General features: G+C 63.7%; 11 protein-coding genes. 9 read left to right on the forward strand and 2 right to left on the reverse strand.

The annotated features are described in order from the left end of the window. The first annotated feature begins 83 nt into the window (after nt 1-83). The 5 genes from FIV42_RS22970 (at nt 84) to FIV42_RS22990 (ending at nt 4,446) form a co-directional block, all read left to right on the forward strand. Entirely contained in the window at nt 84-1,586 is a 1,503-nt protein-coding gene (locus FIV42_RS22970; RefSeq protein ID WP_168210875.1) for a cytochrome-c peroxidase, read from the forward strand. Nucleotides 1,587-1,687: 101 nt separating this feature from the next. Continuing rightward, nucleotides 1,688-2,317: a diacylglycerol/polyprenol kinase family protein gene (locus FIV42_RS22975; protein WP_141199955.1), complete on the forward strand. Its 630-nt coding sequence runs from the start codon at nt 1,688-1,690 to the stop codon at nt 2,315-2,317. A gap of 391 nt (nt 2,318-2,708) precedes the next feature. Then, nucleotides 2,709-3,428: a YceI family protein gene (locus tag FIV42_RS22980; protein WP_141199956.1), complete on the forward strand. Its 720-nt coding sequence runs from the start codon at nt 2,709-2,711 to the stop codon at nt 3,426-3,428. Further along, the gene (locus FIV42_RS22985) at nt 3,425-3,889 is read left to right on the forward strand and encodes a hypothetical protein (RefSeq protein ID WP_141199957.1); all 465 of its coding nucleotides are present in this window, start codon (nt 3,425-3,427) and stop codon (nt 3,887-3,889) included. Before FIV42_RS22980 ends, FIV42_RS22985 begins: the two co-directional genes overlap by 4 nt. 83 nt (nt 3,890-3,972) lie before the next feature. Further along, the gene (locus FIV42_RS22990; RefSeq protein WP_141199958.1) at nt 3,973-4,446 is read left to right on the forward strand and encodes a MarR family winged helix-turn-helix transcriptional regulator; all 474 of its coding nucleotides are present in this window, start codon (nt 3,973-3,975) and stop codon (nt 4,444-4,446) included. Nucleotides 4,447-4,460: 14 nt separating this feature from the next. Here the strand turns inward: FIV42_RS22990 and FIV42_RS22995 are convergent, their stop codons facing one another. Both FIV42_RS22995 and FIV42_RS23000 read right to left on the reverse strand, forming a co-directional pair. Next, nucleotides 4,461-4,811 (reverse strand): hypothetical protein, encoded by a 351-nt coding sequence (locus FIV42_RS22995; protein WP_141199959.1) that lies wholly within the window; start codon nt 4,809-4,811, stop codon nt 4,461-4,463. Nucleotides 4,812-4,964: 153 nt separating this feature from the next. Further along, on the reverse strand, nt 4,965-5,855 hold the full coding sequence (locus FIV42_RS23000) for a DMT family transporter (protein ID WP_168210876.1): 891 nt from the start codon (nt 5,853-5,855) through the stop codon (nt 4,965-4,967). 528 nt (nt 5,856-6,383) lie between these two features. Here FIV42_RS23000 and fdhD point away from each other — a divergent pair. The 4 genes from fdhD to FIV42_RS23020 all read left to right on the forward strand — a co-directional run bounded on the left by fdhD (nt 6,384) and on the right by FIV42_RS23020 (nt 13,770). Then, nucleotides 6,384-7,280, forward strand: a complete 897-nt coding sequence (gene fdhD / locus FIV42_RS23005) for a formate dehydrogenase accessory sulfurtransferase FdhD (protein ID WP_141199961.1) — start codon at nt 6,384-6,386, stop codon at nt 7,278-7,280. Continuing rightward, on the forward strand, nt 7,277-9,589 hold the full coding sequence (locus FIV42_RS23010; protein WP_141199962.1) for an FdhF/YdeP family oxidoreductase: 2,313 nt from the start codon (nt 7,277-7,279) through the stop codon (nt 9,587-9,589). The genes fdhD and FIV42_RS23010 overlap by 4 nt, the downstream gene beginning before the upstream one ends. Beyond that, nucleotides 9,586-10,503 carry an acyl-CoA dehydrogenase family protein gene (locus FIV42_RS23015; RefSeq protein WP_141199963.1) on the forward strand — a complete coding sequence of 306 codons (918 nt, stop codon included), beginning with the start codon at nt 9,586-9,588 and terminating at the stop codon, nt 10,501-10,503. Before FIV42_RS23010 ends, FIV42_RS23015 begins: the two co-directional genes overlap by 4 nt. Before the next feature lie 960 nt (nt 10,504-11,463). Then, nucleotides 11,464-13,770 (forward strand): efflux RND transporter permease subunit, encoded by a 2,307-nt coding sequence (locus FIV42_RS23020; RefSeq protein WP_141199964.1) that lies wholly within the window; start codon nt 11,464-11,466, stop codon nt 13,768-13,770. Nucleotides 13,771-13,774 lie beyond the last annotated feature (4 nt).

The following is a 13,774-nucleotide window of genomic DNA, read 5'->3' on the forward strand; positions in this document are numbered from 1 at the left end:
GCGGGTGATGCCTCTCATTCACCCGCCCGCCAGAAGTTTTTATGAAAAGAGGACCGAACAAAGTACCGCGTGGAGGTGCTCTTTTGGCAAAGGCCACGCTGCGGCTCGGCTGCAGCGTGGCCTTTGTCTGCTCTGTGGTGTTGGCTGGCTGCGAGCCGTCGGCGTCGATTCACGACGATTCCGGGGTGACCGCCGCCGACCCCCAAGAAGATACCACCCAGCAAGACACGACGACGCAGGACGATACGTCCGAAGACACCACGGCAGATACGGCCGAGCCCATCGACTGGGACGAGCGGCTCGCTCCCCTTCTCGAGGCCGCCGGGGCCGAACCCATCGAGCGTCGTGACGACCTCGATCCGAACAAGATCGAGTTGGGGCGCATGCTCTTCTTCGACCCTATCTTGAGCGGCAACCGCGACACGGCCTGCGTGACGTGTCACCGCCTCGACGAGGGGACGACGGTGCACCGCTCGTTTGTGGTCGGCACCAAGGCGGTCATCCGCGACGGCAAGCGCATGCCCGGGCCCGACCATGCCTTTTTGCCGCGCAATCCGCCCACGCTGTTCAACCTGGGCGAGCCGTACACGACCAGTTTGTTGTGGGACGGGCGGGTGACCAAGAATAGCGAGGGCCACTTCGTCATCTACGACAAAGGTTGGGAGGAATCGCAGAGCAACTACCTGCGGCTGCTCTCGCCGGTGCTCGACGACCTGTTGGCCGCCCAGACGATGATGCCTGTGCTTCCGCGCGACGAGATGCGCGGCGACTACGGCGAGCTCGACGTCAACGGTGAGCTCAACGAGCTGGCCCAGGTGCCCGACCACGACCTCGACAGCGTCTGGATGAAGCTCACCGAGCGGCTCTTGGCCGTAGAGGGCTACCGCGAGTTGTTCGAAAAGGTCTATCCGGACGTGCCGCTCGATGAGATCGAGTTCGCCCACGCCACGAACGCGTTCAGCGCATTTTTCGTCGACGCCTTTACCCACGGAGACAGCCCCTTCGACGGTTATCTGCGCGGCGACGAGGACGCGCTGACCGAGCAGCAGAAGCAGGGTGCGTATCTCTTCTTCGGCGAAGCTGGGTGCGCCAAGTGTCACACGGGTCCGGCGCTGACCGACGAGAAGCTCTACAATATCGGCGTTCGCCCCATCGGCTCGGGCCCCGACGAGCATTACGAGATCGACCTCGGGGCGGTGCTTCGAAGTCACGCGGGCGAGGATAAGAAGTTTGCGTTTCGCACCCCGTCGCTTCGCAACGTCGAGCTGAGCGGGCCGTGGATGCACAACGGAGCGTACACCACTCTCGAGGCGGCGGTGCGCCATCACCTCGACCCGAAGTCGGCGTTGTGGGATTACGACGTCAGCCAACTCGACACGGAGTTCCAGCGCTACGTCCACACACGTGAAGAGGCGATTCGAAGCGTGGAAGCGACGCTCGAGCCGATGGCGGTGCTCGAGTTGAGCGACGCCGAGGTCGACGCCCTCGTTGCTTTTCTCGAGTCGCTGACCAGCCCCAGCGCGCGCGATCTGGGCCACCTCGAGCCGGAGTCAGTTCCCAGCGGGCTCGCCATCCCCGACCCCTGATCCCCACGATTGGTGAATCGACCCCTCACTGATGGGCCGTCGGCATCTTCGTGTGTACGGTTAATAGTGAACGTGACCTTGCGCCGAAGGATGCCGAACCCATGAGTGTCGGGCATATCCACGACCAACCCAGACCGACCAACACCGCGCGCAGTGCCTTCCACGTCTTGTCGGGCGTGATTGGGGTGCTGCTCGCCGAGTACGCACCGTGGTGGCTGGTGATGGCGGTGCCCATCACCCTGGCGAGCACGTTTTGGCTGCTCGAGGTGACCCGGCGCATGAGCGACGCGTGGAATGACACGCTGATGCGCTTCTTCGCGCCCATCGCCCACGCTCACGAGCGTGAACTGGTCAATTCTTCGACCTGGTACGCCACCGCGTTGAGCCTCTTGTCGCTGACGGGCTCGCCGCTGGCCTTCGGCGCGGGCGCGATCGTCTTGGGCCTGGGCGACCCGGCCGCGGCCCTCGTCGGGCGCAAGTACGGGCGTGTGGCTCTCGTCAACAACCGCACCCTCGAAGGCACATTGACCTTTGTCGTCGTCGCCTTTCTGGCGGTGCTCGGCGTCGTGCTCCTATGGCACGACGAGCTGTCGACCATGCGCATGCTCGCCGTATGCACGGCCGCTAGCGGCGCGGGCGCACTCACCGAGCTGTTGAGCCGGCGCATCGACGACAACTTCTCCATTCCGGTGGTCACCGGCGCAGTCGTCTGGGCAGTGCTCGCTGTTTGATTAAGAGCTGGTTTCAATACCTTTTTTGGTCCCTGACTTCGTGAAATTGTCGATGCCTGCGTTGAAAGTGCTCGACGATAGCCTACGGCATCGCCTGCGCTTTTCGCCTTGGCCTCGACAATTTCATTTTGTCAGTGCCTCAAAACGGTTTTGAAACCACCTCTAAGTGCCCTCACACCGAATGCCGCAGATCACCTGAGTGCAAACGCTCGACTCTTGTCCTACGAGAACCGTTCTCGGTTCGCTAAACTCATCAGAAGTTATATTGTTGTCTTGACAATGGTTGTCTAGGCATTAAAGTGGTGGTGCATCGACGCGGAGCCGGCCGGTCCATGACCCGATGTTGCTATATAGTTGTCTAGGCAACTAATGAGGGGCGAACCCACAAAGAGTGAATCCAACACAGGAGTCGCAAATGAACTGCACATGCACCAGCAAACGTCGAGTTGGCCTCGCCGCGGCCATTTTATTCATCGGAATCACGACCGTCCTCTTGCTGCCTAGCTCGGGAAGCGCCGGCGGCAAGCTCTCGCCGCCGAAGTTGCAGTCGAGCCAAGCAGCGTGTGCGGGATACGCGGTCGAAAAGCGCGCCTTCATGGTCAGCCGCCAGCGTGTCGAAGGGGAGAGTTGTTCGGTGAGCACCCGAATCGAGGAGGTCGGCAAAACGCTAGTGCTCGAAGCGTCTTTTCAACCGACGTCGCTCGATTCTGGGGACCGAAGGCGTGACGAGCATGTCGCCGGGGTCTTGAGCAGCAAGCGTCACAAGGACATCCGGTTCACCAGCCAGAAGTTGGCAGCGAACGAATTCGCGCAGTGGGCGTCGAGCAAGCACCCGAAGCCATTGAATGTGCCTGGTAAGCTCTCTGTCGGGGGGCGAACAGTGCCGATCACGTTTTCGGTAATCCGAAATAGTCGCGGACTAGCCGGTGTGGTCTACACCTCATTCTCCAAGTTGGGGCTCGAACCACCAAACGCCGGCGGGGGCGTGGTCGCCAAGGTGTACGACCCGCTCACGATCGCATTCCGGGTGCGTCTGGATAAAGTCGACCTGAGCAAGGCGCCGGTACTGCGCGCATCGCTCGAAGCTAAGAGTGAAGGAGGTGAGGGATGAATCGCCAAGGTCTTGCTGTGATTCACCGTTGGTCTGCGCGGGCCGCGACCGCAATGATCGGCGTGTTCTTTATGTCGACCGTCGTTGTGGAAATTGCCGGCGACTACGAGTCGGTCCGCATGGTCAAGCACGCAATCGTATGGGCAGTGCCTGCGTTGGTGGTATTGCTAGCCGTCACTGGAATCACCGGCCAAAAGATGGCCGGACGGTCGCAGGCCGACAAGATCGTCGCCAAGAAGCGAACCACCGGAGTGATGGCTGCGCTCGGTTTGCTCGTGCTGGTACCCGCAGCGTTTGCATTGGACGCGATGGCCCAGGAGGGTAGCTTCGGCACCTGGTTCTGGGTGGTACAGGGCGCCGAGTTGGTCGCAGGGGCGACCAATTTCACCCTCGCCTTGCTCCAGATGCGACGAGGGGCGGATTTGAGTCCGGCTCGACGCGCTGCGGGGTCGCGGCGGTGAGGTTGCGATCGTCGGAACCGGTGTAGTAAGCATCACGGGCGTCCTTTGGGGGGCGTCCGTGACTCATATGCCAAGGAACCGCAATGACCATCCCACGTTCGCTCGAAGGTGCTTTGGGCTTCAACATCACCCGCGTCGCCTTGCTGTTTCGTCGCGAGTTAATCGTGGCGCTCCAAGAGTACGACCTGACCCCCGAACAGTGGCAAATCTTGGTGGCGATCGTCGAGTCCGAGCAAGCCGTCGACCAGACGGCGCTGGCGCAGGTCACTCTCAAAGACAAGCCCAACGTCTCGCGTATCTTGAAGCGTATGGAGCGTGACGGATGGGTCGAACGAGTGGTCAATCCAGAAGACGCGCGCGCCAAGCTGGTGCGCCCCTCGGAGCAGGCCACCGAGCAGTATCCGGAGATTCGTCGCACCCTCGAAGGGCATTTCGAAGAGTTGCTTCGACCGCTCGACGCCGAAGTCTCCACCCAAATGGTCGAACTAACCCACCAGTTGCGCAAGGTGCTGGGCGATCCACCCCGTTCGTCCGAAGCGAGCACGTTTTCCGCCTGAGTCTTCCCGGCCCTCTAGTCGTCGCGCACGAACGGGAGGCCGTCGAGCGTCTTGTCGGGGTTGAGCTCGGGGTCGTCATCGCGCTTGATGTGCCGGTCTTCGAGTACGAACGGGCCGCGACGCATGGTCGCCTTTTCTTCCTGGTCGTCTTCTCCGTCGAACTCGTCGTCCTTCGGTTGAATGATACGCTTCCAGGGCCCGGAGCCCTCGTCGATGTCGTAGCTTTCGAAGGGCACGTCGATGTCGTCGACGATGCGCAGCTCGACCGTATCGCCCGGGTCTTCACCCTCGTAGATCTCGGTTCTACGGTAGATCCCTTCGGTCGCGTCGTACATGAGTGTGGTTCCCGCGAGGCGTTTCGCCATTGGCTCCCCCTTTGTCGCCAGCGGTTGGTGTTGTCCCCCTAGATTGTGAATAGATCGTACCGGAGCGCTCGGGCAGTGGACTGCCGCAGTTCCCCGTCTGCGTCACAAATGGCGTCGGTACACCCTTGAAGCTGTGCACCGATGCGATCAGGTCTACCCCCGGGCCTCTCGGCGATTTCGCCGCGACGCCAGATAGATACCCGCCAGCACGAGGGTGCCCCCGACCAGATCGAGGGGGCCGAACGGTTTGTCGAAGAACAGAATGTCCCAGACCATCGCCAGCGCTGGCTGCAGCAGCAGGATGAGCCCGACGATGGAGGCGGGGAGCACGGGCATCGAGCGAGTCATCAAAAACCAGCCCAGCCCCTGGCACATCACCCCGTAGATGACGAGCGAGCCTGCCGTCGAGGCGTTGGGGATGGCAAAGGTCTGGCCTTCGACGAGCGCGGCGGCGGCGAGAAAGAGGGCGACCCACACCGAGGCCGACATCACGTTGACACCGGGGGGCAGGGTGTCTTCGTTTTGCTGGGCGCGGCGCATCCCCAGCAAGAAGGCCGAATAGGCGAACGCGGTGCCCACGCCGAAGGCGACGCCGAGTTGGTAGTCGGCGGGAAGTTCGGCGACGTCGACGCCGACGAGCAGCAGCAATCCGGGAAGCGCCAGGCCCAGCCCCAGCGGAAACCTCCACCCGAGCCGTTCTCCCATAAAGAGTACGCCGGCGCCGGCCAACACGAAGACCTGCAGGTTGGCCAGTACGGTCGCCAAACCCGGGCCGACGAAGTGAATGGAGCGGTGCCACAAGAAGAGGTCGAGCGCGAAGAAGGCGCCGATGGGCAAGAAGCGAAGCAAGTAGCGCGTGTCTCGCCACATCGGCCAGCCGCGAACCACGGCGATGACCGCCAGGGCGATGGCGCCAAAGAGCATGCGGTAGAACCCGGCGACCGTCGGGCCGACGTCCGCCACGCGCACCCACACGGCCGAGGTGCTGATGAGCGTAGCCCCGAGGAACATCTGGACGGTTGGGCCGGCGCTGGGAAATTTCATCGGGAGGCTCGAATCCGTGAGGAGACCAGTGCGTCGACGAACATCGAGATATATCGCTGGGCGGGGGCAACGTCGACACGAATTCGCCTTCTTGTACCTCTTCTTGTGCCTCGATGAGCCATACGTTCTTGCTGCGTGCGGTGTTTCGCAAAGGCTTGGGTTCGGCCTATCGGTTGCCTTCGAACGCGCGGGGACCTCTCCTCCATCGACCGAACGGCGGCGGTATGTGCCTCGAGTGGCTCCGAAGCGTCGATCGCGGTCTCCGTCGGAGAGGTCACCCGCACGTTCTCCGGCTCGCAGGTCGTTGCGAATCTGTAGCTGTGGCGATGGGGGCCTCTTCGAGGAAGAATGCGATCGACGCTGAGGCTCTCCAGCAAGCGAAGACCTTCGCCGTTCATTCGCCCGAGAAGAGGTCCCCGAGCCAGTGCGCAGGTCCATACGCAGCCGAACACAGCGGTGGGTGCTGACGCATCACGGGTCCATCTGATACGCTGCCACGTCAGGCCACGATCCGAGGCAGAAAAGAGCATGACGAGCGAGCTTTTTCACAATTCAGCGTCGGCTACATCCCTCGAGGCGAGGCGGGTCGGCGTGGTCAGATATGGCGACGACGCCCCGGCGAGTGCCGAGGACGTGGTGGCGACCGAAGAGCCGCTCGAGATCCGCTTGGGCTTCCTTTTGCGTGGAAAACCGGCTCAAAAGAGCGTGTCGGTGACCATGCGCACGCCCGGCCACGACCGCGAACTCGCCGCCGGGTTTCTGTACGGGGAGGGTATGCTCTATTCGGCGGAGGATATCGAGGGCTTCGAGCTATGCGCGGGGCCGGAAGACGACGCGCCCAACGAGAATATCCTGCGGGTGCACCTGGCCGACCACGTCGAGGTCGACACGGCCGCGCTGACGCGTCACTTCTACACCACGTCGAGCTGTGGGGTGTGCGGCAAGGCGTCCATCGAGGCGCTCGAGGTCAAGGCTTCCCCGCTCGATGCAGGCGACGACTTTCGGGTGAGCGCGCGGCTCCTCGGCGAGCTGCCGGGCAGGTTGCGCGAGGCGCAGGACGTCTTCGAGGAGACCGGCGGGCTGCACGCGGCGGGCCTCTTCGACGCCGCCGGCCATCTGCTGAGCGTCCACGAGGATGTGGGGCGTCACAACGCGATGGACAAGCTTGTCGGCTCGCAGTTCCTCGCCGGCAAGCTGCCGTTGGCGCGCACGGTCGCGGTTTGGAGCGGCCGGGCGAGCTTCGAGCTCGTGCAGAAGGCGGTCATGGCGCAGATTCCCGTCGTGGTCGCCGTCGGCGCCCCGTCGACCCTCGCCGTCGACCTCGCCGAGCAGTTTGGCGTCACGCTGGTCGGCTTTGCCAGGGCGGGGCGCTTCAACATCTATACGCATAGCCGTCGAATTTCTTTCACGGACGACGACTCATGAGCACCGATAACACTAACGAAGACGAGCATCGGCACGACGTGCTGATCCCTAACGACGCCGACGAGAACCCGCGGGTCGGCAAGCCAAGCGACTGCGCCGGCGGCATCCCGGCTGTGTTGTCGACCTTCAAGCACGCCGCGCGCCAGATGGGCGTGGTGAAGGGGACGAAAACCCTTCTTCAGATGAACCAGAAGGAGGGCTTCGACTGCCCGGGGTGTGCCTGGCCCGACCCCGACCATCGCTCGACCGTCGAGTTTTGCGAGAACGGCGCCAAGGCCGTGGCCGACGAGGCGACCAAGATGCGGGTGACGCCGACTTTCTTCGCGCGCCACTCCATCTCGCAGCTCATGGAGCGCTCGGGTCGCTGGCTCAACGCGCAGGGGCGTTTGACCCAACCGATGGTGCTCCACGAGGGCCGCGATCACTACGAGCCGATTTCGTGGGACGACGCGTTCGGGCTCATCGGCGAGGAGCTCGGCAAGCTCGACTCGCCCGACGAGGCGGTCTTTTACACCTCGGGGCGCACGAGCAACGAGGCGGCGTTTTTGTACCAGCTCTTCGTGCGCGAGTACGGCACGAATAACCTGCCCGACTGCTCGAATATGTGCCACGAGTCGAGCGGCGTGGGGCTGGGTGAGGTCATCGGCGTGGGCAAGGGCACCGTGCTGCTCGAGGACTTCGACAAGGCCGACGCTATCTTTGTCATTGGCCAAAACCCGGGCACCAATCACCCGCGCATGCTCACCGCGCTGCAGTCGGCGGCGCGAAACGGCGCGACGATCGTGAGCATCAACCCGCTGCGCGAGACGGGGCTGGTGCGCTTCAAGCACCCGCAAGAGGTGAGCGGCATTGTCGGCAAAGGCACGCCGCTGGCGAGCCTGCACCTGCAGGTGCGCATCAACGGTGATGTCGCGCTTTTGAAAGGCATCATGAAGGAGATGCTCGAAGAGGAGGACCGCCGCCCCGGCGAAGTGCTCGACCACACGTTCATCGAGAACTACTGCGAGGGCTTCGAGGCGTTTGCCGATGACCTGCGGCAGGAGTCATGGGACGAGCTCGTCGAGAAGAGCGGCATCGAGCGTGCGCAGATGAAGGAGGCGGCGCGCATCGCCATCGAGGCCGATAGCACGATTGCGTGCTGGGCGATGGGGCTGACCCAGCACGAAAATGGCGTGGCCAATATCCAGGAGGTCGTCAACTTCCTGCTGATGCGCGGCCAGATGGGTAAGCCGGGCGCCGGGGCATGCCCGGTGCGTGGCCATTCGAATGTGCAGGGCGACCGCACGATGGGGATCTGGGACCGGCCGACCGACGCCTTCTTGGACCGGCTGCAGGAGCGTTTTGGCTTCGACCCGCCGCGTGAGCACGGCCTCGACACCGTCCACGCCATCAAGGCGATGCACGACGGCAGCGCCAAGGTCTTTATCGGCATGGGCGGCAACTTTTTGTCGGCCACGCCCGACACCAACTACACGGCCGAGGCGCTCGAAAATTGCGAGCTGACGGTCCAGATCTCGACGAAGCTCAACCGCGCGCACCTGGTGACCGGCAAGAAGGCGCTCATCTTGCCGTGCTTGGGCCGCACCGAGATCGACGTTCAGGAGTCGGGAAGGCAATTCGTCAGCGTCGAGAATTCGATGGGCGTCGTCCACCCCTCCGAGGGCAAATGGAAGCCGGCGAGCGAGCACCTTCTGAGCGAGCCGGCCATCGTCGCCGGCATGGCGCGTGCGACGCTCGGCGATGTCTCGAACGTCGCGTGGGAAGAACTCGTCGAGGACTACGACCGGATTCGAGATGCTATCGAGGACGTCATCGACGGCTTCGGAGACTACAACGAGCGGGTTCGCTGGCCCGGCGGCTTCGTGCTGCCGAACGGCGCGCGCGACCGTGAGTTTCACACCGACACGGGCAAGGCCAAATTCACCGTGCATCCGACGCCCGAGCACAAGCTCGACGACGGCGAATTCTTGATGATGACGATTCGCAGCCACGACCAGTTCAACACCACCGTCTACTCGAACGACGACCGCTACCGCGGCATCAAGAATGGCCGGCGCGTGGTCATGCTCAACGAGCGCGACATGGTCGAGATGGGCCTCGAAGAGGGCCAGAAGGTCGACCTGGTGGGCACGCACGGTGGGAGAGAGCGCGTGGCGCCCGAATTTCGGGTGGTGGCGTACGATTTGCCCCGGCGCAGCGCGGGGACCTACTTTCCGGAGGCGAACGTGTTGGTGCCGGTCGATAGCTACGCAAAGCGGAGTTTTACGCCGGCGTCGAAGTCGGTGGTGATACGGATCAGAACGTCATGACCATCCTCCCCAACCTCCTCACCACGACGACCACCCTCACCAACCCGACTCTCGGCGAATGGCGAGCCGTCCACGAACAGGCTCGCGCCGCCTACACCCGGCCCATCGACGCCGCCATGGCCGCGGCCGCCCAGGCCGACCGGCTCGCTTGGGTCTTCGCCTCGGGCTATACCGAGGCCGTTCGCGCGCTCGTCGCGCCTGCACGTAACCTCGACGGCGTCGTCTCGCTATGCGTGACCGAGGCGGACGGCAATAGCCCCAAAGCCATCGAGACGCGCCTGAATTCCGGCGCTAACATGGTGTCTGGCACCATGTCTGGCACCAAAACGATGGTCTCTGGCGGACCATGGGCAGATTGGTTCGTGGTGCTCGCCAGCCGCGGCGAAGACGAAGACGGCATGAAGAAGCTGTCGCTGGTGGTCGTTCCGAGCGACCGCGACGGTATCATTATCGAAGAGCTCGACCCGCTGCCGATTGTGCCGGAGATGCCGCACGCGATCGTGCGCTTCGACGAGGTGCGGGTCGAGGCCGAGGACGTAATCTCGGACGATGCTTGGACCGAGTACGTGCGGCCGTTTCGGGTGGTCGAGGATCTATACGTCTACGCGGCGCTCGTGGCGTGGATGACGGTGCAGGCCAGGCGCAGTGGGCAGCTCGAGCTCGTGCACCGATTCGTGGCGCTCGTGGCGGCGGCGCGTGACTTGGCCGCAGCCAGCTCGCACGCCGATGCGACGGTGTCGGGGCTGGCGGGGTTGAGGGCGATGGGTCGCGAAACCCTGGAGGCGTTCGATTGGTCGTCCGTCGACGACGAGTTTCGCGAGCGGTGGGAGCGTGACAGGGGCTTGCTAGGTGTTGCGTCGAAGGCGCGCCGTCGGCGGCTGAGTCTCGTCGAAAGTCGTATTGCAGGTGCGTGACGGTGCCCTCGGGGCGGCCTTCGTGCCTTTATGCGGTTTGACCGTGCCGCCCTCCGCGAATTCGAAGTTGAGCTGAAGGATTCGAACGCAGCTGTGTCGTCTTGTTGTGCTCGCTGCAGATTCTAACGACGAGTCACGGTCACGGGCACGGTCGCGGCTCACCATCCTGCATATCTTGGTTGATGCGCCGCATTGACGGTTGGGGCGCGGTCGTCTCGAGGCTTTCGCAAAAGGTCGCCGTCGTTTGGAGGCAGTGCTTCCAGCGCTGGTTGCAGGAGCGTGCAGCCTTGCTATCAGGGCAAGATGCCCGGCCTCCAAAGGCTTTTGCGACAGCCTCGTCTCGACCGCCGGGGTCCGTCTCGGGCCCCGCACGTGTTCGAGCAGGGCGTGCGCCCTGCAAGAGACACACAAGCTGGGGCGGTGACGCCCCAGGGCGGGCGAGGACGCCGCGCGCCCCTCCATCCGCGAATCAGCGCGTCCGTGAGTCAACGCCATCGGCGCCTCCAATGAAGCTGAGGGCGACGAAACGAGGGGTAGCCTCATCACATACTGCACTGATGACCTCCGATATGTCGGAAGTGCTCATCACAATATGCACTCATCATCTCGGAGTCGACGGGTAGCCCCTTTACACTGTCTCAGCCCCTCTACCCGTCGGACGGTCGAGCCTCGTCGAGAGCGCACGACCCTACCTGTCGGGACGGGCGAGGGGGTTGCAGAGGGGAGCGACGGGATCCGAGGAGTCGGAAGGCGTTGCGGGGGAGCTGGAGGGCCTCTCCGAGGGGTCGGAAGGCGTTGCGGGGGAGATGGAGGGCCTCTCCGAGGAGTCGGAAGGCATTGCGGGGGATCGAGAGAGCAAGGCGGCCGCGACGGGCGGCCCCCCTGCGACTCCTCGACGGCGTGGAGGTTCAGGGGTGAACGACGGTTGACCTGCCGGTCAATTCGTGGCGTTCTCTGGGCATGCAGAAGTACGTCGCCAGCTATGTTCGCCGTGTTCTCGACCACAAATGGGTTGTCCTGGCCGTCATCGTCGCCCTGACGATTGCGTCGGCCGCCATGCTTCCGCGGGCGATCCTCGCCTCGTCCATCTCGCAGATGTTCTTCGAAGACGGGCACGCCGGCTACGAGCGGTATCGGGAGCGCATCGCCCAATTCGGCAGCGACGAGGTGCTCGCCGTCGGTGTGGAGTCCGAGGACCCGCTGGGCGAGGCGAACCTCGACAGGCTCGACGCGCTGCACGCCGAGCTCGAGGCGATGGCCGACATCGCCCAGGTGACGAGCATTGCCAATTTGCAACGTGTGGGGCGGGTGGGGGATACCGTGGCGGTACGCTCGTTCGCCGACGAAGCGCGCGACAACCCCAGGGAGCGCGCCGCGCTGGCCAACGAGATCCGCGGCGACCCGGCCTTCGGCGGGTTGCTCCTGTCGGAGGAGAGCGACGACTTTTTGGTGCTCGTCGAGCTCACCGTCGACGACGACCGACCCGCCGAGCGCGGCCCCGAGATTGTCGAGGAGGTGCTCAGCTCGTTCGATGCCCACGGCTTTACGGCCGCGGAGTTGCACAGCGGCGGCACGCCGGTGCTGATGTCGTCCATCGTCGAGCAGAGCATGTCGAATATCACCCGGATGTTTCCGGTGGTGATCGTGCTGCTCCTGATGGCGGTCTTCGTGATGTTCGGCCGCTTCTGGCCGGTCTTCGTCAACAGCATCTCGGCGCTCTTGGCCGTGTTGTGGGCGATGGCGTTTTCGATCGCGCGCGACCCGCAGCTCAACATCTTTCTGACGATCGTGCCGGTGCTGGTGATGGTCATCAGCTTCTCGGACGTCGTTCACCTATGCAGCGCATACCTGCTCGAAATCGAGGACGGCAAGTCGAAGCGCGAGGCCATCGTGGAGGCGACGGCGGACGTGGGGGCGGCGTGTTTCCTGACGTCGGTGACCACCGGCATCGGCTTCATCTCGATGGTCTTCGTGCCCTCGCCGGTCTTCTCGCAGCTGGGCGTGGTCGCCGGGTTCGGCGTCTTCGTCGCCTACGGACTTGCGATGACCCTGGTGCCGATTCTGCTCGACCTCTTTCGCACGCCCGGGTCGTGGCGAGGTGGGCGCGGCGGTATCGTTCAGGACCTGCTCGACGAGGTCCTCGTCGGCGCGGCGCGGCTGAGCACGGGCCATCCGGTCAAGGTCGTCATCGGGTTTGCGGTGCTCTTTGCGTTGGCCATCTGGGGAAGCTCCCAGATCTATTTCGAGACCGACTTCGAAAAGCGCCTCGCCCCCGACAGCCAGATGCGCGAGGACGCGCGGTTTCTCGACGAGACGTTCATCAGCACGACCACGCTCGATCTCTACGTCGAGGCGCCCCAGAAGGAGGGCGTGTTGAAGCCGGAACTGTTCAACGAGATGGCCAAGCTCGAAGCGGAACTCGAGGCGCTCCCCGAGGTCGAGAAGGTCGTCTCCATCGTCGACCTTCTGCGCGCCACACACGGCTCGTTTGCCGCGGAGGGAGCGTCGTTCTTGCCGCTGTCGGGTCCGGCCGTCGCGCAGCTCTTCGTGCTCCTGGAGATGCAGGGCGAGGAGGCGCTCAGTCCATTCATCGACTTCGCCCGCCAGAATACCCGCATGACCGTCTACACGACCGAGACGGGCATTCGCGCCCAGGAGGTGCTTCGCGACAAGGTCGAGCAGATGGCCGAGGCTCGCCTGGACACGCAGGCCGACGTCGACGCGACGAGCCTTGGCGCGCTATTGGGCAGTTGGGTCGACGACATCATCAAAGGCCAGCGCGATGGCCTGGGCTTTTCGCTGGTGGTCATCGCGATCATCTTGATGCTCGGGTTCGGCTCCATTCGCGCCGGGTTGTGGTCGATGATTCCCAACGTCTTCCCGCTGCTCGCCCTCGGCGGCTGGGCCGGCTTCTTTTGGGACGCTGTCGACACCGACACGCTCATCTTGGGGATGATCGCGCTGGGCATCGGCGTCGATGACACGATTCACTTCATCGCGCGCTTTCGACTCGAGCGCGAGCGCGGCGGCGAGCTCTCCGAGTCGATCGACAGGACATTTCGGTTCTCGGGGCGCGGCATCATCATCACCACCTTTATCTTCGTGTTGGGCTTTTCACCGCTGGCGATGAGTGGTTACTTGCCCATTCACATAATGGGGACGATGCTCCCGTTCTGCTTCGTCGTCGCCGTTGTGGCCGACCTGTTGCTCGTGCCGGCCATGATTCAACTCGGCGCGATTCGATTCGACTCTCACCAAAGCCAGTAGCACC

This window comes from Persicimonas caeni (genome assembly GCF_006517175.1).
GTDB lineage: Bacteria > Myxococcota_A > Bradymonadia > Bradymonadales > Bradymonadaceae > Persicimonas > Persicimonas caeni.